Raw genomic sequence first — 20938 nt, forward strand, 5'->3', positions numbered from 1 at the left:
GGCTCCACTGCCGACGGGGATTCAGGCAGCGTAATCGTCGATCTCGCGCGCTTTCTGCAAGGCATCATCGATGCGCTCCACCGCAATGACTCGCAGCCCCTCGATGGGCTGCTTGGGCGCATTGGCCTTGGGGATCACCGCGATGGAGAAACCGAGCTTGGCCGCCTCCCGCAAGCGTTCCTGACCGCGCGGTGCCGGACGGATCTCGCCGGCCAGCCCCACTTCCCCGAACACCACCAGTCCACGTGGCAAGGGTTTGTTGCGCATGGAGGAATTGATCGCCAGCAGCACCGCCAGGTCGGCGGCGGGCTCGGTAATCTTCACCCCGCCTACCGCATTGATGAACACATCCTGATCGAAAGCCGCCACGCCCGCATGCCGGTGCAGCACGGCCAGCAGCATGGCCAGGCGGTTCTGCTCCAGACCGACCGAGAGACGGCGCGCATTGGGTACGTGCGAACTGTCCACCAGCGCCTGGATTTCCACCAGCAGGGGCCGCGTCCCCTCCTGGGTCACCATGACGCAGGAGCCGGGCACCTGGTTTTCGTGCTGCGAGAGGAACAGGGCCGAGGGATTGGATACCCCCTTCAAGCCCTTCTCGGTCATGGCAAACACGCCCAGCTCGTTGACGGCGCCGAAACGGTTCTTGAAAGCGCGCACCAGGCGGAAGCTGGAATGGGTATCGCCCTCGAAGTAAAGCACCGTATCGACGATGTGCTCCAGTACGCGCGGGCCGGCCAGCGCGCCTTCCTTGGTTACGTGGCCGACCATGATGATGGTGATGCCGGAAGTCTTGGCCACCCGCGTCAGTTGCGCCGCGCATTCGCGCACCTGCGCCACCGAACCGGGCGCCGAGCTCAGTGCATCGGAATAAATGGTCTGGATGGAGTCGATCACGGCCACTTCGGGCTTGTGCTCGGCCAGGGTGGCGAGGATCTTTTCCAGCTGGATCTCGGCCTGCAATTGCAGCGCGCGCGCATCCACCGCCAGACGCTTGGCGCGCAGGGCGATCTGCGAACCGGATTCTTCACCGCTCACGTAGAGCACCTTCTTGAGCCTGGAAATATTGGCCAGCGCCTGCAACAACAACGTCGACTTGCCGATGCCGGGGTCGCCACCGATGAGCGCCACCCCACCCGGCACCAGGCCACCGCCCAGCACCCGGTCGAATTCCTCGATGCCGGTGCCAAAGCGCGGCACATCGATTGCTTCGATATCGGCCAGGCTCAACACCGGTGCGGTCTGCGCCAGGCTTTGCGGAGTGGACGAGTAGCGATTGCCGCCGCTCTCCACCAGCGTCTCGACCAGGGTATTCCACTGCCCGCAGGCCGGGCACTGGCCGGCCCATTTGTTGCTGACCCCGCCGCATTCGGTACAGGTGTAATTGGTCTTGACCTTCGCCATCGTCGCCTTGCCGCTCTCTGCTCTATGCTGGTATGCCTGCTGAAACGTCCCGTAAATCTGCCAGGAAGTTCATCTTCTTCAGATCAGGCCACTTCACGCACCGCCACCCGTGGGGCCAGCGCGCACATCAATTCATATCCGATCGTACCCGCCGCAGAAGCGACCTCATCGATGGGCAACTGCTGGCCCCACAACTGGACGCGGCTGCCCACAGCAGCGCCGGGGATTGCGGTCAGGTCCACGCACAACATATCCATCGAGACCCGGCCGACGGTGCCGGTTCTGGCGCCATCGACCAGTACCGGCGTGCCGGTCGGTGCGTGGCGCGGATAGCCGTCGGCATAGCCGCAGGCCACCACGCCCACGCGCATGGGCTTGTCGGCCACGAAACGGCTGCCATAGCCGATGGCTTCGCCCGGTCCGATCTCTTGTACGCCGATGATCTGGCTTTCCAATGTCATGGCCGCCCGCAGGCCGAAATCAGCCGCAGTGCCGCCGCCGGGCGTCCCACCATAGAGCATGATGCCCGGACGTACCCAGTCATGGGCCAGTTGGCCGTGCATGAGGTCGGCGGCTGAATTGCACAGGCTCTTCGGGCCGGCCAGCCCTTGCGTGCCGGCCTCGAAACGGCGCACCTGCTCGGCCAGCGGCAGGGCCGGGTTGCCGGCATCATCGGCGTTGGCGAAGTGGGTCATCATGGTGATGCTGCGCACGCTGGCGATCTTGCTCACCCGCGCATGGGCGGCGTGGAAGGCCTCGGGCTTGAAACCCAGGCGGTTCATGCCGCTGTTCATCTTCAGATGCACATGGAAGGCGGCATCAGTGACGAATTGTTCCAGCAGCGCAATCTGCTCGTCGCAATGCACGGCGAACTGGATATCGTGACGGGCCAGCACCGGCAGGTCATCGGCATCGAAGAAACCTTCCAGCAGCAGGATCGGCTTGGTCCAGCCCAACTCCCGCAGGCGCACCGCATAGTCCGGCTCGACCAGCGCCAGGCCGTCGGCGTCGGCCAGGCCGCGCATGGCGCGCTCCAGTCCGTGACCGTAGCCGTTGGCCTTGAGCACGCCCCAGAGGCGGGCATTGGGTGCATGGGCGCGGGCCACCGAGAGGTTGTGTTGAAGAGCAGAAATGCTGATGGAAGCGACGATGGGTCTTGGCATGATATCCAGTAGCGGTAACGGAGCGGATGGCTGACAGACAGAGATCGGCGGGAACCGGCAATGTGCACGGCCAATGAGAAGGTCGCCACGGGCCTGCCTGTCGCGGTTCGCCCGGCAGTTTTTGCCCTGCGGGGAACAAGCGGGCATTTTACCGGACGAACATCTTTCTGGTTGGACTTATGACGGAGCGTGCATGGTTTCATGGTATAAAGCTACCCGGACATCATTTGTTATACATCTTGGACAGGGATGAATCGCGGTTTCTATACCATCATGGCGGCGCAGTTCTTTTCGTCGCTCGCCGATAACGCGCTGCTGATCGCCGCCATCGCCCTACTTGCCGAAATGCACTCGCCAGCGTGGATGACCCCGCTGCTGAAGCTGTTCTTCGTGCTTTCCTATGTGCTACTGGCGGCCTTCGTGGGCGCCTTCGCCGACGCCTTCCCCAAGGGCAAGGTCATGTTGATCACCAACATGATCAAGATCGGCGGCTGTTCCCTCATGTTCTTCACCGTGCACCCGCTGCTGGCCTATGCGGTGGTCGGCTTCGGCGCGGCGGCCTATTCGCCGGCCAAGTACGGGATCCTCACCGAACTGCTGCCGCCGGAAAAACTGGTCGCCGCCAACGGCTGGATCGAGGGGCTGACGGTGGGCTCGATCATCATGGGAACGGTCCTGGGCGGGGCACTGGTCAATCCCAAGGTGTCGGCCGTGATCCTCAGCTTCGATTTCCCGATGATCGACCTGCCCATCAACACCCCTACCGAAGCGGCCCTGTGCATCATCTCCTGCATCTACATCATCGCCGCGCTGTTCAACTTCTACATCCCTGATACCGGTGCCCGCTACGAGCACCAGGAACGCAATCCCATCCGTCTCATCGTCGATTTCGCCGGCTGCTTCACCACCCTGTGGAAGGACAAGCTGGGCCAGATCTCGCTGGCCGTGACCACGCTCTTCTGGGGCGCCGGGGCGACGCTGCAGTTCATCGTCCTGAAGTGGGCCGAGAAGTCACTGCACATGCCGCTGGACAAGGCCGCCATCCTGCAGGGCATCGTCGCCCTGGGCGTGGCGCTGGGCGCGGTGGCCGCAGCGCGCTTCGTGCCGCTGAAGAAATCGCTGACCGTCATGCCGCTGGGCATCATCATGGGCATCGTGGTGATGCTGATGACCACCACCACCTCGGTGTGGGTGGCCTATCCGCTGCTGGTGATCGTGGGCGCCCTGTCGGGGTACTTCGTGGTACCGATGAATGCCCTGCTGCAGCACCGTGGTCACGTGCTCATGAGCGCCGGCCACTCGATTGCCGTGCAGAACTTCAACGAAAACCTCTCGGTGCTGACCATGCTGGTGCTGTATGCCTTCATGGTGCGCATGAACCTGGATGTCAATACCGTCATCATCATCTTCGGTTCCTTCGTGGCCGGCATCATGTATCTGATCATGCGCCGCCATGCCGCCAACCAGCGCGAGCACGACTCGCTGGCGCTGATCGGCGAGGACAAGCATCCCCACCACTGATTCCCCGCTGCATTGAAAGGTCCGGACCGCCGGTTCAGACCTGGACGATGGCGTGCTGCACGGTCGTGGCGGCACGCGCTTCCCACTGTGGCGGCACCACGAAACCCCGCATCACTTCCAGCAGTTCCGGCTCTGTGCCCTCCTGCGGACGACACTGCGCCACCATCACCGGGCTGTCGTCAGCGCAGAACATCTCCTCCAGCCTGTCCATCAATTGCCCCAGCGACAGCCCCTGCGCGGCAGGCAGACGGGCTGGCGCCAGCCAGGACAGGCGCGGCAACAAGGCGTAGCGCATCGGCTGCTCGTCGATGGCCGGCAGCCAGGCCGCATCGCACCAGAATCCCCGGCAATGATCGTCGGCAATGCCCATGGAAACTGGCAACGCCAGCGCTGCGCCCAGCGGATAGAACAACCATCCCTTGACCAGGGCGCGCGCTGCCACCACCGGCGCAGGCAAGACAGCCTGGGCAGAGGGATGCGCGGACAGCCGCAACTGCTGCTGCAGGATCTTGCGCATCTTGCGCCCGAGCGAATCGGCCAGATTGGGACCGACGAAGGCCTCCGCCCCGGCCGACCCGGAAAGCTGCCGCGCCTGCAGCAAGTAGAACTTGGTGGCGAACTCCCAGTGGACGAGTCCGCCATCGGTCTCGGCCTCGGGGGAGCGGATCAGGAAATCGAACTCGCCCAGGGTTTCCCGCGCGCCCTCCTGATTGCGCACCTGCAGATTGGCCGCGACCAGACAGTCCTGATGACGCAGATAGAAGCCGAGCAGCTTTTCGGCGTAGCGGCCCAGGCGGCCCGAGGGCTGCTGCGCCATGTGCGCGTGCAGCGCCGCGTTGCCAGCGGGATCGAATTGCAACTCGTGCAGCCAGTCAGCCACCTCGGACGAAAGCTGGCCCAGCGTGGCAATGCGGCCCTCCCAGCAGGCCGCATGCGGTGCCAGCAGATCGGGGGCATACAGCAGCCAGGCCAGCGCGCGTACGTGGGGATCGCGCAACTCCGGCCAACGCTGGTGAAAACGCGCCTGGTGCGTGGTCAGGTCCATGCCCGGCATCGCTTCAGCGCGACTGCGCCTGGTAGGTACTCATGGCCAGGCACAGGTCGGCCCAGGCCTTGCTTTTGTCGGTGAGCGTGCGCAACAGATAGGCCGGGTGGTAGGTCACCACCAGCGGACGGTCCTGGTAGCGATGCACCGTGCCACGCAGGCGCGAGACCGGCGTCGCCGGATCCATGCCCAGCAGCGAAATGGCCGCCGTCTTGCCCAGCGCCACCAGCACCGTGGGCTGGATCAGCTCGATCTGGCGCTGCAGATAAGGCAGGCAAGCGGCCACTTCCTGGGGGGAAGGCGGACGGTCGCGGCCGTTGTCGTCGGTGGGACGGCATTTGACGATATTGGCGATGTAGGCATTCTCGCCGCGCTTGACGCCCATGGACAGCAGCATGTTGTCCAGCAGCTTGCCGGCGGGGCCGACGAAGGGTTCGCCCTGCTGGTCCTCATTGCGGCCCGGACCTTCGCCGATGAAGAGCCACCGGGCCTTTTCATCGCCTACGCCAAAGACCGTATTCTTGCGCCCCTGACACAGGCCGCAACGGCGGCACCCGGCGACCTGCTGCTTCAACTGCGGCCAGTCCATGGTCTTGAGGCGGGCGATCAGGGGATCGACGGACGGCGCGTCTTGCTCCTCGTCGCCGTCCGGAATGAGCACGGGCTCCAGTGCGGTGCCGAAGTCCATATCGTCCAGCCAGGAGGGTGGGCCGCCCTCTTGCTCCACCGGCGCAGCCGCGGGAGCAGGCGCGACGGGCAAAGGTGGAGATGGTCGCGCATGCGTCACGACGGCTGCCTTGGCTTCTGCTGCGACCGGCTGCGGTGCGCTGACGTTGGGCGATTCGACCGGAGCGGCAGGGGTCGGGGCAAGGGTTTCTTGCGTGGCGGCTGCGCCCTGCACTTCTTCCACCGCCAGTTCACGCCGCACCCAGACCGGGCCGATACCCAGCGCATCCAGCAGGGCCAGGGAGGAGCCGAAACCGGGCTCTTGTTTCAATTCTTCACTCATAAGGGCAGGCTCATGACGATAGCCCCTTCTCGGGTCTGGTTGGCAGCGGGATAGTAGTTCTTGCGTCGGCCGATTTCAGTAAAGCCGTACTGGCGATAGACCTTGGCGGCATGCTGGTTGGACTCGCGCACTTCCAGCAGCATGGTGCGCATGTGGCGCTGGCGTGCCGTGGCGCTGGCCTGGTCCAGCAGCAGGCGGCCCAGGCCCTGATGCTGATGCAGGGCCGCCACGCTGATGTTGAGCAGGTGGGCCTCATCGACGGCCAGCATGACCAGAAAATAACCCAGCAATTCGCCGTGCACGTCTCGCAAGGTCTGCGCCTGGTAGCCACTGTAGAGCGAATCCTGAAAGTTGCCACGCGTCCAGGGGTGCGAATAGACGGCCTCTTCGATACGCACCACCGCATCCAGGTCGCTGGCGCCCATGGCCGCAAATTGCAGGCGTCCATAGCGCGGATGCGATACGGACCGGGGCAACGCCGGGTCCTCCGGCATCATGCCGCCCCCTTGGCGGCATCGCGCACCTCGCGTTCGGCCGTGGTCAGGGCGACCTTGTTGCGCAGGTAGAGCGGCTGCGCCTGCTGCGCCGGCAAGGCGACGCCCGCGCTGAAATGGACCTGGCCCAGGGTCGCCACCTGGCGCGCATGCGGCATGGCCAGCGGATGCACGCTGGCAAAGGCGGCCTCGCAGAAACCGGTACTGAAATGCGTGGCATGCACCGACAAGCCGTTGCCGCAGGCATGGGGCCGACCCTCCACCGGCACCTGGGCGGCCGATGACAAGGCCGGCGCGGCCAGGACATCCCAGCCGCCATCGGCGCGGGCCCGGTAGCGGGCCCAATAGACCTCCCCCATGCGGGCATCGAGGATGGCCAGCACATCGGCGGCCTCCGGTGTTTCATCGCGGCAGGCCTGGGCCGCCGCTTCCAGGGTGAGCACCGGCACCACCGGACGGTCGCAACCAAAGGACAAGCCCTGCACCACACCGCACGCGGTGCGCACGCCGGTGAAGGAGCCCGGCCCGACGCCAAAGGCCAGCGCATCGCATTGCGACAGCGCCAGGCCGGCATCGGCCAGCAATTGCTGGATCATGGGGAGAATGGCATCGGAATGGGTCTGGGCGCCGGAGGATTGACGCGCAATCAGTTCGCCCCGGTAGAGCAAGGCCGCCGAGGCCAGCTCGGTGGAGGTTTCAATGGCAAGAATCGTGGACATCCCGCTATTTTACCGTGCGGCGCGCAATTGTTCGGTTCGTTCGCATCCATCGTGAGCCTTTGTGCGGCAGCGCAAAACCCTGCGCCGCGAAGGGGGTAAAATAGGCGCGCCATGTCCTACCAGAAATTAGACCAAACCAACCGCCGCCACCTCGCCGAGGCGCTTCGCAACGACACCTGGGTCGTGGCTTGCCTGTGTGCGAACTGGTGTGGCAGCTGCCGTGAATATGAAGCTGCTTTCCAGGCCTGGGCGGCGCGCTATCCGCAACATCATTTCGTCTGGATCGATATCGAGGACCAGGCCGACCTGGTCGGTGATCTCGACATCGACAACTTCCCCACCCTGCTCATCGAACGTGGCGCCACGGTGGCCTTCTTCGGCCCCATGGAGCCAGATACCCGGCTGGCCGAGCGTATCCTGCTGGCCCAGGTCGACAGGAGCGACGCCGATCTGCAGCGCGAAGCCGCCAGCTCCGCCGAACGACGCAGCTGGCAGCAAGACTGCAGCCTGCTGGGCAAGCTGGCCGATGTGATCGGCTAAGCACTTGTGTTGCCTGGAGCGCTCGGCATCGGGGCGTCAGGTCAGCCAGGGATCGGTTTCGGGATGCGGGAAACGGGCGCTGATGAAATCGGCAAAACTGCGCACCTTGGCCGAGAGCAGCCGGCGGCTCGGATACACCATCGAAATGACCACCTGCCCCATGTCGAAGTCCGGCAGCACCTGCACCAGCTTGCCGCAACGCAGATCATCACCCAGCGAGTAGGAAGGGCGCATCACGATGCCCATGCCCGCCAGCGCCAGGTCGCGCAGCAACACGCCGCTGTTGGAGACCACCTTGCTGACGATGGGCACATCCATCACGCCGGCCTCGGTATTGACATGCCAGTGATGGCGCAAATATTCATGCGAGAAGTTCAGGCAGCTGTGACGCGACAGATCTTCGGGCTGTTCGGGCGCACCGGCGCGGGCCAGGTAAGCAGGTGAAGCACAAAGGATCACCTTGGCCACACCCAGTTGTCGCACGATCATGCTGGCGTCGAACTTTTGCAAGCTGCTGAAGAATCCGATGTCGATGCCCTCCTCCACCAGGTCGATGGAGCGGTCTGACAGATAGATGTCCAGCCCCACATCGGGATAGCTGCCGCTGTAGGCAGCCAGCATCTCGCCCAATTGCGATTGCCCGAAACCGGCATTGGAGTAGATCGCCAAGGTGCCGGCCGGGCGCTTGGTTTCCATCGATACCAGGGCCTCGGCATCATCGACCTCGGACAGGATCATGCGGACCCGCTCCAGATAGGCTTGTCCGGCCTCGGTCAGGGACAGCCGGCGCGTGGAGCGGTTGAGCAGGCGCGTACCCAGGTGCGCCTCAAGATCTGCAATGAAACGGGTCGCCACGGCATTGGAGATGTCCAGCAACTCGGCCGCCCGCACGAAACTACCCTGCTCGACCACCTTCGCAAACACCCGCATTGATTGCAACCGATCCATTTTTCAAGTCCCCGATTGTTCCACAAAGAGAAATAGTCAATTCCGATTAAACCTATTTTTCTTCGTCTTCGCAATATTTACACTTCAGTCATCGGTTGGCGCAACGCAGCAAAGCAACAAGCCCAGCGCCAGCCGACTTCACCAGATCGCCCACGAGTGGGCTTTCCCACAAGGAGAGCATGGCTCGTTCCCACGACTCGTCGGCCTTTGGAGAAGAACAACCACCACTTATCCAGACAGAGGACATTATCATGAACATCAAGAACATCGTCGTTGCCGCCTCCCTGCTCGCCGCCGCCGGCGCCGCCATGGCTGAAGCCCCGTATCCGCCGGAAACCCCGTTCCACTCGACCCGGACCCGCGCCGACGTCAAGGCCGAGCTGCAACGTGCCCAAGCCAGTCACGAGATTGCCCTGCGCAATGAATACCCTGTCATCCGCCAGGCTCCCTCGCAACTGAGCCGCCAGGATGTCGCAAGCCAGGTGCAACAGGCCAGCAGCGCAGCCCAAAATCTGTACAACGGCGCCTGATCGAAGCGATCCGCATCCGCTATCCGGATGAACCGATTCCGTCAGGGCAGTGTTCCGCACCGGCGCATCCCCCGCGTTGTACCTGAATGAACGCGAACGAGTGCCAGCCGCCTGCGTCCGAACCGCCGTGCCAGGATGACGTGACAGCCCAGCAAAGCATCACCAGCAGTACCGCAGTCTCCGTACCGCAGCACCATCTGCCATGCCGCCAGCCTTGAACGGGCGCATGACAGCTGGTGCACCAGACCTCCTCCTTCATCCTGCCCCTCCCGCTTTTCTTCACCTGACACGCCCTTGACGCACCTGACGTGCATTGTTGCCGTGTGCGCAAGCGCAATCATGCGCGCCGCAGTGTGTCGATGCACTTTTCTTGCTGCAACGCGTCATGCAAAAATCCCTGCAAAACCGTGTGCAATCGCGCTTTTCCTTGAGATTTTGGCGCACCGCATGTAAAGTCAAGGGTTTGTTCCTTCCGGCCTAGCTCAGGGTTTTCTTGTCAAAGTCGGGCCACCTTTTTTTATCCCCTATGGCTTTATACGTTCACAAATACGGCGGCACCTCGATGGGCTCGATCGAGCGCATCCAGAATGTCGCAAAGCGCGTTGCCAAATGGCACGACGCCGGCCATCAGATCGTTGTCGTGCCTTCGGCGATGTCTGGTGAAACCAACCGCCTCCTGGGCATGGCCAAGGAAATCATGGCCCAGCCCGACGGCCGCGAGCTGGACATGCTGGCCTCGACCGGCGAACAGGTCTCGGTGGCGCTCTTGGCCATTGCCCTGCAGGCGCTGGGCAAGCAGGCTGTCTCCTATGCCGGCTGGCAAGTGCCCATCAAGACGGACTCGGCCTTCACCAAGGCGCGTATCCGCTCCATTGATGACGCCAAGGTGCGCAAGGATCTGAACGCCGGCAAGGTCGTCATCATCACTGGCTTCCAGGGGGTGGACGCCGACGGCAACATCACCACCCTGGGCCGTGGCGGCTCGGACACCTCGGCCGTAGCCGTGGCCGCAGCCATGAAGGCTGCCGAATGCCTGATCTACACCGACGTGGATGGTGTCTACACCACCGACCCGCGCGTGGTGAGCGACGCCCGCCGTCTGAAGACCGTGACCTTCGAGGAGATGCTGGAAATGGCCTCCCTGGGTTCCAAGGTCCTGCAGATCCGCTCCGTGGAATTTGCCGGCAACTACAAGATGCCGACCCGGGTGCTGTCGTCGCTGACCGACCCGCTCACGCCGCTGGCCGAAGAAGCCGCCTCCGGCACCCTGATTTCGTTTGAGGAAGACAAGAACATGGAACAAGCAACCATCACCGGCATCGCCTTCAGCCGCGACGAAGCCAAGATCACCGTGCTGGGCGTGCCCGACCGTCCGGGCATCGCCTACCAGATCCTGGGCCCGGTGGCCGATGCCAACATCGAAGTGGACATGATCATCCAGAACCAGTCGGTGGAAGGCAAGACCGACTTCACCTTCACGGTCCCGCGCGCCGAATACGCCAAGGCCGTGGAAGTGTTGAACAGCAGCGTCAAGGCGCACATCGGTGCGGCAGCCATCAATGGCGACACCAAGGTCTCCAAGGTCTCGGTGGTGGGCGTGGGCATGCGCAGCCATGTGGGTATCGCTTCGCAGATGTTCCGCACCCTGTCCGAAGAAGGCGTGAACATCCAGATGATCTCCACCTCGGAAATCAAGATCTCGGTACTGATCGACGAGAAGTACATGGAGCTGGCCGTGCGCGCTCTGCACAAGGCTTTCGACCTGGACAGCGCCAAGTAAATCAAGCGCCGTTCAAGGCGAAGACCGTAGCGGTGAAAAAACGGTGATTATTTGCAAGACCACTGTTGACCGGATGCAAATGAGAAGATATTATCTCGGTCTTCGCTGAGGCAACGCAGCAATGCGATAACCGCCTTCAGTGTGGAGACGTGGCCGAGTGGTCGAAGGCACTTCCCTGCTAAGGAAGCATACGGGCTTAAACCTGTATCGAGGGTTCGAATCCCTCCGTCTCCGCCAAGCATTACTAAGCCCCTGTTTTTACAGGGGCTTTTTTATTTGGTTTTCGGATGTGGAGTCGCCCGCAGGCCCCCTCCCTTTTTCAGTAAAAGGCCCATGCGAATCCCCAGCGGAATCCATCAATCTCGCCACGGCGTCTATTATTTTCGCCATCGCTTGATCTGGAAGCCAAACCAAGGACTCGGCATTCCTGCAGAAAGCTTGATCAAGCCGCCCAAAGCAATTGCCGCATAGCCAGTCATCGGAAACTACAGCTAGTTATCTTGAAGATTGATGGCGACGCTCCACCTGCTCCCGGCCCCATACTCAGGCCCGGAAGGCCACATCCCTACTGGATCACACCACACGCCAGTCGCGCACCCCCACCACCCAACGCCGCCGGATGATCCGCGTGATTATCCCCGCCCACATGCACCATCAGCGCATGCCCACGGACCTGATCCAGGGTCTTCAGGCGCGGTGCCAGCACCGGATAGTTGGCCTTGCCGTCAGCCGTAACGTAAAGCGCCGGCAAATCGCCCAGATGCCCCTGGCCGTACGGACCTTCATGCTGACCGGTCTGCTGCGGATCCCAGTGACCACCCGCAGCCAGTGCCGCCTCCATCTTTCCATCCTTTTCCTGCGGCGCGCAGGAAGCGTTCTGATGCAGATGGAAGCCGTGCACACCGGCAGGCAAGCCCGACAACGTCGGCTGGAATACCAATCCATAAGGCGTCTGGCTGATGGTCACCTCCCCCGCCGGGGAGACCACCCCCTGGCCATTGACCAGGTTCAGCGCCACCTTGACAGACTCACCGGCAGCCATGGCGGCCGAAGCCGCAGATGCGCCGGCCAACAGGGCCAGCAATGCTATACGTTGTTTCATGGTCATTCTCCTTCGTTGGTTGAAAGGTGAAGAATAAGCACTGACACGGCAGCACACGGAAAACCGGCGAAATCCGCGATGAAATCTGGACAACATTCTCCCCTCAGACCGAAAAAGTTCTAGAGAATGCCCGAAGGTATCAAGTTTCCGGCAACACGCTCCCGCGCTCCCGGACCAGGCCCAGGCCCAGGCAGAGGACAAATCGTCAGTTGAGGAAGACAGCAGGAAGCCGACCAGCGAGAAGGCGCTGCCCGCTCACTGGCATCATTGGCATCATTGGTCAGGAAGACCGGTGGCAGGCGGGATCGTATCCGGTGCGACGTTGAGCTTGCGCCCCTCCAGCAGCATGGCATGGAAGTCCGCAGCAGGAATCGGGCGCGAGAACAGGAAGCCCTGCAATTCATTGCAACCGGCCTCGCGCAGGAAGTTGAACTGTTTTTCAGTCTCCACGCCTTCAGCAATGACCTTGTGGCGCAATTGCTTGGCGATGCCGATGATGGCGCTGGCAATGGCGCAGTCATTGGTATCGTCCGGAATGCCCATGGTGAAGGAACGGTCAATCTTGAGCGTATTGATGGGGAAACGCTTCAGATAGGACAGACTGGAATAGCCGGTGCCGAAATCATCCAGCGAAATCGTGATACCCAGGCTACAGATCTTTTCCATGATGGAAATGACGCGATCGGTGCTGTGCATCAGCATGCTTTCGGTGATTTCCAGCTCCAGCCAGTCGCCGCTGAGCGAATGGCGGTTCAGGGCGGCACGCACGCGATCAGGCAGCGAGCGGGTGAATTCACGCGCCGTCACGTTCAGGGCGATGCGGATCGGCGCCAGGCCGGCATCCCGCCATGAACGCGCCTGTCGGCACACGGCATCCAGTACCCAGTCACTGAGCTGGACGATCAGACCCGTTTCTTCAGCAATCGGGATGAATTCGCCCGGCAGCAGCAGCCCGCGCTCCGGATGCTGCCAGCGCACCAGGGCTTCGCCACCGGTGATGGCCAGGGTGTTCATATCCACCTTGGGCTGGTAATACAGCAGCAGTTCGTTGTATTCGAAGGCATGCAGCAGGCCGGTTTCGATGCGCAACAGGTCCAGCGTGTTGCGGTTCATCTCTTCGCTGTAGTAGACGTAGCCGCCTTCATTGTTATCGCCGCCCTGCTTGGCACGATACATGGCGATGTCGGCCAGTCGCAGCAGGGTTTCGGTATCGGTGGCGTCTTCCGGATACATGCTCACGCCAATGCTGGCGCCCACGCGCAGCTCATGGCCGTCGATGAAGAAGGGATCATCAAATACGGCCAGCAGTTTCTGGGCGACGAAGCCGGGGTGATAGTCCTTGTCGATGTCGAACAGCGCCACCGCGAATTCATCAGCCCCCAGGCGCGCCACCACGTCCTGCTCGCGCAAGGCACGACGCAGGCGAATGGCCACTTCCACCAGCAGCATGTCGCCGGCGACGTGACCCAAGGTGTCGTTGATGGGCTTGAAACGGTTCAGGTCGATGAACATCACGCAGCCGTGCATGTCTTCATGACGCGCTTCCGTGAGCGCCTGGTCGACCGTGCGCGTGAGCAAGGTGCGGTTGGGCAGTCCGGTCAGAGCGTCGTAATAGGCCAGGTGATGAATCAGCTTTTCGGCATTCTTGCGTTCGGTGATGTCGTTGAGATAACCGATCAGACCGATCGGATGGCCATTCTGGTCGCGCATGACCGACAGAGACAGACTGGCCCAGAACACCTCGCCGGACTTCTTGCGGCGACGCACTTCCATTTCGCGGCCGCCCTGCTCCAGGAACAGGTCGTGCAGGCAATCCTCTTGCTCTTCGTTCTCATAGAGGAACAGCACATTGCGACCGATGGCCTCCAGCGCACTGTAACCGAAGAGCTGCTCGGCGCCCCGGTTCCAGCTGGTGATGAAACCAGCCGGGTCCATGGTGATGACGGACTCGTGCATCTGATTGAGGATCTGCGCCTGCTGCTCCAGCTTGGCCTCGATCTGGTCCAGCGAACGGGCGCGCTTGTCGGTCTCGGCGCGACGCTGCATCAGTCGGCCCAGGAAGGCCGCCAGCATGGTCAGGCGGGTGCGCTCCAGCTCGGTGTAAGGACGGGTCAGGGCCGGGAAGACGAAGTAACCGAACTGGGCGCCCTCATGCTCCACCGCCTGGCACAGCCCGTTGGGCGCTTCCATTGGCGGGCTGAGGACATAGCGTCCACCGGGACGCTTGAGAAAACCCGACGCAATCCCTCCGAGTGCGGCATGCAGGGCCATGCCCTGCAGGCTCTGCATGGCGTCCAGCAGTGCCGAACAGCATGCCAGATCGTCAGTGCCCACGGAGGAAATCATCGTCATCACGCCTCAGTACTGACGCGTGTAGCCCAATTGAAGGCCTGGATCAGACAACGGCAATACACCTCGGCATCAAGACCGGCCGCATCCAGATCCACGTGGCGCAGCGGAATGCGGCCATCTTCGGAGCGCTCGACCACGTCCAGCAGCTTGCCCAGTCGACCGCTGCGATGCACCAGCGCATTGACGATATCCACCGGCAGCTTGAGCGGCTCGATGATGTCGTTGAGCGGCATGCCCAGCAGGATGTCCAGCAGCGAGAACATGCCGGTGATGAAGGCCCGATCCAGTTCTTCCTGGGTGCAGGTGACCTTCTGTGCCATCGCCTCCATCATCGCCGCACGGGCTGCCGCGCGCGGCAGCAGCGGATTGGCCGACTCGTCGCCGGGGAAGCGCGCATACAGCAGCAATTGCAGCCAGCGCTGCAGCTGGCGACGGCCCAGCAGGTTGATGGCCTGGGTGAAATTGGTGATATGCGCCGAGAAGCCGAAGGCGGCCGAGCTGACCAGCTTGAAAAGCTGATAGGACAAGGCCGGATCCTGCTTCAACAGGGATTCCAGTTCATTGGCGTCGGCATCGCGCGCCACCAGCTCAAGCAGCTTGAGCAGGCGCGCACGGGAAATGGAATTCTTTTGCGACAGGCGGCTGTCGGGATGCAGGGCGTAGTCGCCCGAGAACCAGCGAAAACCTTCCACCCGGCAGGCATCGAACTGAATCGCATCGCCCACGTTCTCGGCCAGATGCGGACCGCGCAGGCGTTGCAGCCATTGACCCGTTTCAGGCAGGTGGCCGACACCGGCGTCCAGCGCCATCGATTCGACGAAGGGGAAGACACTGGCCCCCTGTGCCGGCAAGCCATCAGCGATGATGGCAAAACCCCGGCTGTAGAGCCAGTCCAGGGCATCGATCTTGCCGGGATCGACGCAATGTTCGACCGGCACGCGCAATGCGAGCTGACCTTGCGGAATCTCGTGCTGGAATTCCGGCGCGAAGACGGCCGGATCACGCACCGGGATGATGCAGCTCAGGCCGCCCAGTGCGTCATGCAGGTCAAATTCATTGAACAAGCGAGACAGCAAGGCATTGTCGTCTTCCACCGCAGGTGAAATGTGCAGCGACAACGCGGTCCAGACGTGATGAACGTCCGCAACGGGTTGCAAAAACACGAGTGGAAATGGAACGCTTTTATCCTGAACAGCCATATTTTTATCGTGGCGCGCCGCATCGATTTGCTGAGACGCTCTGCAATGTTAAAAGAATATTAACAAGTTTCCCAGCAGAATACTTAATTAAAATTAAATTTTTTCTAAATATACCTGATAAAAGCCACCTTGCAACATGGCTTTACTCTGACAAGAAAATTTCCTGCAAATCATTCAGAAAACGACGTCCGAGATCGCTTGGCCGGATCAAAGCGTGATCGCGATACAACATGCCTTTCTGCTCGGCCAGGTCGAGCGCTTTCCCGATCTGGTTCAAGCTCATGCCGGTACGCTCGGCAAAGAGATTCGGTGAGAATCCTTCGGTCAGGCGCAAGGCATTGAGCATGAATTCGAAGCCCAGGGCATCACGACCGATTTCGGCTTCCTCCTGAATGTGGGTACCGGCCCGGACATGGTCCAGATAGGCCTGGGGATGCTTGTACCGCATCTGGCGCACGATGCGATGCGGGAAGGATAGCTTGGAATGCGCCCCCGCACCGATGCCGAGGTAGTCGCCGAACTGCCAGTAATTCAGATTGTGCCGGGCGCGGCGCTTGGGCTGGGCGTAGGCCGAGACTTCATAGTTGGCGTAGCCGGCAGCATTGGTCAGCTCGGCGATCATGTCCTGCATGTCGGCGCTGGTGTCGTCATCCGGCACCGGCGGCGGATACTTGGCAAAGAGCGTGTTGGGCTCCAGCGTCAGGTGGTACAGCGACAGATGCGGCGGTGCAAAGCCGATGGCCGTGGCGATGTCGGTGCGGGCCTCTTCCAGGGTCTGCTGCGGCAGCGCGTACATCAGGTCGAGGTTGAAATTGTCGAAGTTGGCGTGCGCGATCTCCACCGCCTTGCGCGCCTGATCGCCATCATGGATGCGCCCCAGGGCATGCAGATGCCGGCTGTTGAAGCTCTGGATGCCAATGGAGAGGCGATTGACGCCGCTGTCCCGATAGGAGCGGAACTTGTCAGCCTCGAAGGTCCCCGGATTGGCTTCCATGGTGATCTCGATGTCGTTATCGAAGGGCAGCAAGGTGCGCAGATCGGACAGCAGGCGGTCCAGGCCGGCCGCCGACAGCAGGCTGGGGGTGCCACCACCGATGAAGATGGTGTGGATCTTGCGTCCCCAGATCAGCGGCAGTGACTGCTCCAGATCACTGCGCAGCGCATCCAGATAAGCCTCTTCCGGGAAACTGCCCTTCACTTCATGGGAATTGAAGTCGCAATAAGGGCACTTGCGCACGCACCAGGGGAAATGCACGTAAAGCGACAAAGGCGGCAAGGCCGTCAGCTGCAGGCTGCCCGGCTTCAAAAAGGCCAGCGCGGCCTGGGCCGGGCCGCTGGCCGCGCGGCTGGCCGGGATATCGGCCGGTACCGGCTTGATCGGGATCATGCCAGCTTCCCGACCAGGGCACGCAGGGCTTGCCCACGATGGGAGACGGCATTTTTCTCGGCCGCCGTGAGTTCGGCAGCGGTCTTGCCCAACGCAGGCAGCAGGAAGTACGGGTCATAGCCAAAACCGCCCTGCCCGCGCGGCTGATCGATGATCTCGCCCTTCCAGAGGCCATCGGCGATGACCGGCTGCGGATCGTCGGCATGACGCACATAGACCAGCACACAATAGTAATAGGCGGACTTGTCGGCATGCGCTGCCAGCTCGGCGATGAGCCTGGCGTTGTTGTTGGCGTCCGACTTGGGCTCGCCGGCATAGCGGGCGGAGTATACGCCCGGCGCACCGCCCAGGGCATTGACGCAGACCCCGGAATCATCGGCCAGCGCCGGCAGGCCGGTCAGGCGGGCGGCATGGCGGGCCTTGGCCAGCGCGTTCTCGACGAAGGTGCCGAAGGGCTCCTCCGCCTCGGGCACGTCGAACTCGCCCTGGGGGCGGACGTCCAGTCCGATCTCGCCCAGGAGACTGGCGAATTCCTTCAGTTTGCCGGCGTTGTTGGACGCCATCACGATCTTTTGCTTGGGCTGCATGTCTGGTCCTGATCTCTACGGAGCGCGCGGGATGGGCATCTTCGCCACCGCGTCTCCAATGAAAAACGCCATGTCGGTGTGGCACATGGCGTTTTTGTTCATATCGCTTCTCAACCGCATTGTACGGCGATTTGCGCCGGGACGTGGCCGGGGCTTACAGCCCCAGGGCCTGCTTCTGCAAGCCGTTGAGCGTGGTGATGCCCTGCTGGGCCAGGTCCAGCAGGCTGTTCAAGGTGGCGCGATCGAACGCCGCACCTTCGGCGGTGCCCTGCACTTCGACGAAGTGGCCGCCATCGGTCATGACCACATTCATGTCGGTATCGCAATCCGAGTCTTCCAGGTAGTCCAGATCCAGCACCGGCACGCCCTGGTAGACGCCCACCGAGATCGCCGCCACGAATTGCTTGACCGGAATGGTCTCGATCAGGCCGCGCGACTTGAGCACGTTGAAAGCGTCATAGGCTGCCACCATGGCACCGGTGATGGCGGCGGTGCGGGTACCGCCATCGGCTTGCAGCACGTCACAGTCCAGTTGCAGGGTGCGCTCGCCAAAAGCTTCCAGGTCGAAGGCGGCGCGCAGGGCGCGGCCGATCAGGCGCTGGATTTCCTGGGTGCGACCGGACTGCTTGCCCTTGGCGGCTTCGCGGTCCATGCGGGTATGGGTGGAGCGCGGCAGCATGCCGTACTCGGCGGTCAGCCAGCCTTGTCCCTTGCCCTTGAGGAAGCCGGGGACCTTTTCCTCGATGGAGGCGGTGCACAGCACGCGCGTATCACCGAACTCCACCAGCACCGAGCCTTCGGCGTGCTTGGTGTACTGGCGGGTCAGGCGCACGTCGCGCAATTGCGAAACGCTGCGGCCGCTGGGGCGGTGGGAAGTGGTCATGGTATTCCTTGTCTTGGTCTGAGCGTGGCTGGTCCGGTGGCGGGCCGGCCCACGGGCGCACAATGCGGCTTGTCGGGGGCCAATCGCCGCCAAAATCCGGCCGATTGATGTTTTTGATAGCGCGGCGCCGCCAAACTTCATTAAAATGCGGGCTCCGACCGGGTGGCACCCGGGCAGGCCGCAAGCAGCGCCGGAACATTCAAGTCCGGCATTGTAAAGGAACACGATGCCTGCCGTCGCGGCATCGGTCATCGAACATAGTCCCTGCCCCTCGCCCACCCCACCCGCAACACGATCCGCCGGCGCGCCCTGGCTGCGCCGTCCGCCCGCTTTATGGAGTCCCGACCTTGACCATCTACAGCATGACCGGCTATGCCGTCACCACCCGTGAAACCACTGCCGGCACGGTCACTCTGGAAATGAAGAGCGTCAATTCGCGCTTCCTCGACCTGCAATTCCGCATCAACGATGACCTGCGCGCAGTCGAACCCATGCTGCGCGAAGCCATCATGGGCCGCCTGGTGCGTGGCAAGGTGGAATGCCGTCTGTCTTTCGGCCGCAAGGTCGCCAGTGGCAACAGCCAGGCCCTGAACCACACCTTGATAGGCCAGCTGGCCAGCCTGCAAGACCAGCTGCGCGCCCAGTTCCCCGATGCCGCGCCGCTGTCGATCAATGAGCTGCTGCGCTGGCCCGGCGTGATGGAAGAAGCCGAAATCAGCCAGGACACCCTGCAAGCCGACATCCTGTCCACCATGCAGCAGACGCTGGACGCCTTCGTCGAATCGCGCGCCCGTGAAGGTGCTGCCCTGCAAGCCGTGATACTGGCGCGGGTGGATGCGATGGAAGCCATCGTGGCCCGCATCACCCCGCTGGTGCCGCAGCTGGTAGAGCAATTCCAGCAGAAGGCTACCGAACGCATGACCGAAGCCCTGGGTCTGGCCTTGCAGACCCAGAACGGCGCCGCCCCGGTGGCCACCCGTGAAGAGTCGCTGGAACGCATCCGCCAGGAAGTCACCCTCTACGGCATCCGCATCGACATCGCCGAAGAGCTGGCGCGTCTGTCGGCCCACCTGGGCGAAACCCGCCACATCCTCAACAAGGGCGGCCAGGTCGGCAAGCGCCTCGATTTCATGATGCAGGAACTGAACCGCGAGGCCAACACGGTGGGTTCCAAGGCCGCCGTCAAGGAACTGGCCGATGCCTCCATGGAACTGAAGCTGCTCATCGACCAGATGCGCGAGCAGGTGCAGAATCTGGAATGACGCTGCCACGGCCCCATTCCGCCCCGACCTTGATCAGTTAAAAGACATTTTCAGCGAGGACCCCATGCCCGTCCAAAAACCCACTTCCGGTAGCCTCTTCATGGTGGTCGCCCCATCCGGCGCCGGCAAATCCACCCTGGTCAACGCCCTGCTCAAGCAGGAACCGGCCATCAAGCTGTCAATCTCCTACACCACCCGCCCACCGCGCCCGGGCGAGGAACATGGTCGTGAATATTATTTCACTGATGCCGAAGATTTCCTGAAGCGTCAAGCAGAAGGCGAATTCCTCGAATGGGCCGAGGTGCACGGCAATTACTATGGCACTTCGCGCCTGATGATTGCCGACCAGATCGCCAACGGCACCGATGTGCTGCTGGAAATCGACTGGCAGGGTGCGCAGCAGGTCAAGAAACAGTTTTCCAATGCGATCGGCATCTTCATCCTGCCGCCTTCCATTGCGGCGCTGGAAGAGCGCCTCAAGAAGCGCGGACAGGATGAACCCCACGTCATCACGCGCCGCATCCTGGCCGCGGGCGGCGAAATCGCTCACTCGCCGGAGTTCGAATATGTTATTATCAATCAAGAATTTGCCGTTGCTTTGTCCGAACTGACGGCAATTGTCCAGGCCGCCCGCTGCCGCTTCCCGCAGCAAGCCGCCCGCAATGCCTACCTCTTCACCCAGCTGGGCATCCACGCGAGCTGAGCGGCACGAGGCGAACCAGCCACCGGCGCCGGACCCATCAATCCACAAGCAAGACCGTCATTCAGGAGTATCACATGGCCCGCATTACCATCGAAGATTGCCTCAAGCAGATCCCCAACCGTTTCCAGTTGACCCTGTCGGCCACCTACCGCGCCCGCCAGCTGCTGCAAGGCCACACCCCCAAGGTGGAAGCCAAGGACAAGCCGACCGTGACCGCCCTGCGCGAAATCGCCGCCGGCAAGGTCGGCATCGAGATGCTCAAGAAGGTTCCGGCCTGATCCTGCTCCGTCCATGAAGCTGATAACGGACC

20 protein-coding genes and 1 tRNA gene are annotated in these 20938 nt (G+C 62.3%); 8 read left to right on the plus strand and 13 right to left on the minus strand.

What is annotated here, in order from left to right; translation table 11 throughout:
* Positions 1–21: 21 nt before the first annotated feature.
* Together radA and alr are read right to left on the minus strand one after the other, a co-directional pair.
* Positions 22–1404, minus strand: a complete 1383-nt coding sequence (gene radA, locus ACODSZ_RS07075) for a DNA repair protein RadA (protein ID WP_175342492.1) — start codon at positions 1402–1404, stop codon at positions 22–24.
* 83 nt (positions 1405–1487) lie between these two features.
* A complete protein-coding gene (gene alr, locus ACODSZ_RS07080) occupies positions 1488–2567 on the minus strand; it encodes an alanine racemase (RefSeq protein WP_488927325.1) in 1080 nt (359 codons plus the stop codon).
* A gap of 249 nt (positions 2568–2816) precedes the next feature.
* On the opposite strand from alr, the gene lplT reads away from it, so the two are divergent.
* Positions 2817–4088, plus strand: coding sequence for a lysophospholipid transporter LplT (gene lplT, locus ACODSZ_RS07085; RefSeq protein ID WP_175342490.1), 1272 nt, complete (start codon positions 2817–2819; stop codon positions 4086–4088).
* A 34-nt stretch (positions 4089–4122) separates the two neighbouring features.
* Here the strand turns inward: lplT and ACODSZ_RS07090 are convergent, their stop codons facing one another.
* The 4 genes from ACODSZ_RS07090 to tsaB are packed head-to-tail and all read right to left on the minus strand — an operon-like array spanning position 4123 to position 7355.
* On the minus strand, positions 4123–5133 hold the full coding sequence (locus ACODSZ_RS07090) for a DUF1853 family protein (RefSeq protein WP_488927326.1): 1011 nt from the start codon (positions 5131–5133) through the stop codon (positions 4123–4125).
* Positions 5134–5146: 13 nt separating this feature from the next.
* On the minus strand, positions 5147–6142 hold the full coding sequence (locus ACODSZ_RS07095; RefSeq protein WP_008328346.1) for a uracil-DNA glycosylase: 996 nt from the start codon (positions 6140–6142) through the stop codon (positions 5147–5149).
* Complete coding sequence (gene rimI / locus ACODSZ_RS07100) at positions 6139–6639, minus strand: ribosomal protein S18-alanine N-acetyltransferase (RefSeq protein ID WP_299539719.1); 501 nt, start codon at positions 6637–6639, stop codon at positions 6139–6141. Before rimI ends, ACODSZ_RS07095 begins: the two co-directional genes overlap by 4 nt.
* On the minus strand, positions 6636–7355 hold the full coding sequence (tsaB, locus tag ACODSZ_RS07105) for a tRNA (adenosine(37)-N6)-threonylcarbamoyltransferase complex dimerization subunit type 1 TsaB (protein WP_008328322.1): 720 nt from the start codon (positions 7353–7355) through the stop codon (positions 6636–6638). The genes rimI and tsaB overlap by 4 nt, the downstream gene beginning before the upstream one ends.
* A 111-nt stretch (positions 7356–7466) precedes the next feature.
* Between tsaB and ACODSZ_RS07110 the strand changes: the two genes are divergently transcribed.
* A complete protein-coding gene (locus tag ACODSZ_RS07110) occupies positions 7467–7895 on the plus strand; it encodes a thioredoxin family protein (RefSeq protein WP_488927327.1) in 429 nt (142 codons plus the stop codon).
* Positions 7896–7931: 36 nt separating this feature from the next.
* On the opposite strand, the gene ACODSZ_RS07115 is transcribed toward ACODSZ_RS07110, so the two are convergent.
* On the minus strand, positions 7932–8843 hold the full coding sequence (locus tag ACODSZ_RS07115; protein ID WP_034350261.1) for a LysR family transcriptional regulator: 912 nt from the start codon (positions 8841–8843) through the stop codon (positions 7932–7934).
* A 251-nt stretch (positions 8844–9094) separates the two neighbouring features.
* Here ACODSZ_RS07115 and ACODSZ_RS07120 point away from each other — a divergent pair, with 251 nt between their 5' ends.
* From ACODSZ_RS07120 to ACODSZ_RS07130, 3 genes are all read left to right on the plus strand, one after another.
* Positions 9095–9373 (plus strand): DUF4148 domain-containing protein, encoded by a 279-nt coding sequence (locus tag ACODSZ_RS07120; protein ID WP_175342486.1) that lies wholly within the window; start codon positions 9095–9097, stop codon positions 9371–9373.
* 526 nt (positions 9374–9899) lie between these two features.
* Positions 9900–11153: an aspartate kinase gene (locus ACODSZ_RS07125; RefSeq protein WP_034350259.1), complete on the plus strand. Its 1254-nt coding sequence runs from the start codon at positions 9900–9902 to the stop codon at positions 11151–11153.
* Positions 11154–11296: 143 nt separating this feature from the next.
* Positions 11297–11390, plus strand: a tRNA-Ser gene (locus ACODSZ_RS07130).
* A 328-nt stretch (positions 11391–11718) separates the two neighbouring features.
* Here ACODSZ_RS07130 and sodC read toward each other — a convergent pair.
* From sodC to rph, 6 genes are all read right to left on the minus strand, one after another.
* Positions 11719–12255, minus strand: a complete 537-nt coding sequence (gene sodC / locus ACODSZ_RS07135) for a superoxide dismutase [Cu-Zn] SodC (RefSeq protein ID WP_488927328.1) — start codon at positions 12253–12255, stop codon at positions 11719–11721.
* 273 nt (positions 12256–12528) lie between these two features.
* Positions 12529–14601 carry a putative bifunctional diguanylate cyclase/phosphodiesterase gene (locus ACODSZ_RS07140; protein ID WP_034350580.1) on the minus strand — a complete coding sequence of 691 codons (2073 nt, stop codon included), beginning with the start codon at positions 14599–14601 and terminating at the stop codon, positions 12529–12531.
* A 5-nt stretch (positions 14602–14606) separates the two neighbouring features.
* Positions 14607–15806, minus strand: a complete 1200-nt coding sequence (locus ACODSZ_RS07145; RefSeq protein WP_034350257.1) for an EAL and HDOD domain-containing protein — start codon at positions 15804–15806, stop codon at positions 14607–14609.
* Between the two features lie 142 nt (positions 15807–15948).
* The gene (gene hemW, locus ACODSZ_RS07150) at positions 15949–17193 is read right to left on the minus strand and encodes a radical SAM family heme chaperone HemW (RefSeq protein ID WP_175342484.1); all 1245 of its coding nucleotides are present in this window, start codon (positions 17191–17193) and stop codon (positions 15949–15951) included.
* Complete coding sequence (gene rdgB, locus ACODSZ_RS07155) at positions 17190–17780, minus strand: RdgB/HAM1 family non-canonical purine NTP pyrophosphatase (RefSeq protein WP_008328307.1); 591 nt, start codon at positions 17778–17780, stop codon at positions 17190–17192. The genes hemW and rdgB overlap by 4 nt, the downstream gene beginning before the upstream one ends.
* Before the next feature lie 154 nt (positions 17781–17934).
* The gene (rph, locus tag ACODSZ_RS07160; RefSeq protein WP_008328305.1) at positions 17935–18663 is read right to left on the minus strand and encodes a ribonuclease PH; all 729 of its coding nucleotides are present in this window, start codon (positions 18661–18663) and stop codon (positions 17935–17937) included.
* 347 nt (positions 18664–19010) lie between these two features.
* Here rph and ACODSZ_RS07165 point away from each other — a divergent pair, with 347 nt between their 5' ends.
* The 3 genes from ACODSZ_RS07165 to rpoZ all read left to right on the plus strand — a co-directional run bounded on the left by ACODSZ_RS07165 (position 19011) and on the right by rpoZ (position 20906).
* On the plus strand, positions 19011–19925 hold the full coding sequence (locus ACODSZ_RS07165; RefSeq protein WP_488927329.1) for a YicC/YloC family endoribonuclease: 915 nt from the start codon (positions 19011–19013) through the stop codon (positions 19923–19925).
* Positions 19926–19989: 64 nt separating this feature from the next.
* A complete protein-coding gene (gene gmk, locus ACODSZ_RS07170; protein WP_008328301.1) occupies positions 19990–20628 on the plus strand; it encodes a guanylate kinase in 639 nt (212 codons plus the stop codon).
* A 74-nt stretch (positions 20629–20702) separates the two neighbouring features.
* On the plus strand, positions 20703–20906 hold the full coding sequence (gene rpoZ, locus ACODSZ_RS07175) for a DNA-directed RNA polymerase subunit omega (RefSeq protein WP_008328299.1): 204 nt from the start codon (positions 20703–20705) through the stop codon (positions 20904–20906).
* The last annotated feature ends 32 nt before the right edge of the window (positions 20907–20938 follow it).

Source organism: Herbaspirillum sp. FG34 (assembly GCF_057809315.1).

Excerpts from the sequence above, each read along its gene's own strand:
- gmk (WP_008328301.1), top strand. The coding sequence starts at position 19,990 with ATGCCCGTCCAAAAACCCACTTCCGGTAGCCTCTTCATGGTGGTCGCC.
- ACODSZ_RS07110 (WP_488927327.1), top strand. The coding sequence starts at position 7,467 with ATGTCCTACCAGAAATTAGACCAAACCAACCGCCGCCACCTCGCCGAG.
- rimI (WP_299539719.1), bottom strand. The coding sequence starts at position 6,639 with ATGATGCCGGAGGACCCGGCGTTGCCCCGGTCCGTATCGCATCCGCGC.
- ACODSZ_RS07090 (WP_488927326.1), bottom strand. The coding sequence starts at position 5,133 with ATGGACCTGACCACGCACCAGGCGCGTTTTCACCAGCGTTGGCCGGAG.
- hemW (WP_175342484.1), bottom strand. The coding sequence starts at position 17,193 with ATGATCCCGATCAAGCCGGTACCGGCCGATATCCCGGCCAGCCGCGCG.
- tsaB (WP_008328322.1), bottom strand. The coding sequence starts at position 7,355 with ATGTCCACGATTCTTGCCATTGAAACCTCCACCGAGCTGGCCTCGGCG.
- rph (WP_008328305.1), bottom strand. The coding sequence starts at position 18,663 with ATGACCACTTCCCACCGCCCCAGCGGCCGCAGCGTTTCGCAATTGCGC.
- ACODSZ_RS07140 (WP_034350580.1), bottom strand. The coding sequence starts at position 14,601 with ATGATTTCCTCCGTGGGCACTGACGATCTGGCATGCTGTTCGGCACTG.
- rpoZ (WP_008328299.1), top strand. The coding sequence starts at position 20,703 with ATGGCCCGCATTACCATCGAAGATTGCCTCAAGCAGATCCCCAACCGT.
- radA (WP_175342492.1), bottom strand. The coding sequence starts at position 1,404 with ATGGCGAAGGTCAAGACCAATTACACCTGTACCGAATGCGGCGGGGTC.
- rdgB (WP_008328307.1), bottom strand. The coding sequence starts at position 17,780 with ATGCAGCCCAAGCAAAAGATCGTGATGGCGTCCAACAACGCCGGCAAA.
- ACODSZ_RS07125 (WP_034350259.1), top strand. The coding sequence starts at position 9,900 with ATGGCTTTATACGTTCACAAATACGGCGGCACCTCGATGGGCTCGATC.
- sodC (WP_488927328.1), bottom strand. The coding sequence starts at position 12,255 with ATGAAACAACGTATAGCATTGCTGGCCCTGTTGGCCGGCGCATCTGCG.
- lplT (WP_175342490.1), top strand. The coding sequence starts at position 2,817 with ATGAATCGCGGTTTCTATACCATCATGGCGGCGCAGTTCTTTTCGTCG.
- ACODSZ_RS07145 (WP_034350257.1), bottom strand. The coding sequence starts at position 15,806 with ATGGCTGTTCAGGATAAAAGCGTTCCATTTCCACTCGTGTTTTTGCAA.
- alr (WP_488927325.1), bottom strand. The coding sequence starts at position 2,567 with ATGCCAAGACCCATCGTCGCTTCCATCAGCATTTCTGCTCTTCAACAC.
- ACODSZ_RS07115 (WP_034350261.1), bottom strand. The coding sequence starts at position 8,843 with ATGGATCGGTTGCAATCAATGCGGGTGTTTGCGAAGGTGGTCGAGCAG.
- ACODSZ_RS07120 (WP_175342486.1), top strand. The coding sequence starts at position 9,095 with ATGAACATCAAGAACATCGTCGTTGCCGCCTCCCTGCTCGCCGCCGCC.
- ACODSZ_RS07095 (WP_008328346.1), bottom strand. The coding sequence starts at position 6,142 with ATGAGTGAAGAATTGAAACAAGAGCCCGGTTTCGGCTCCTCCCTGGCC.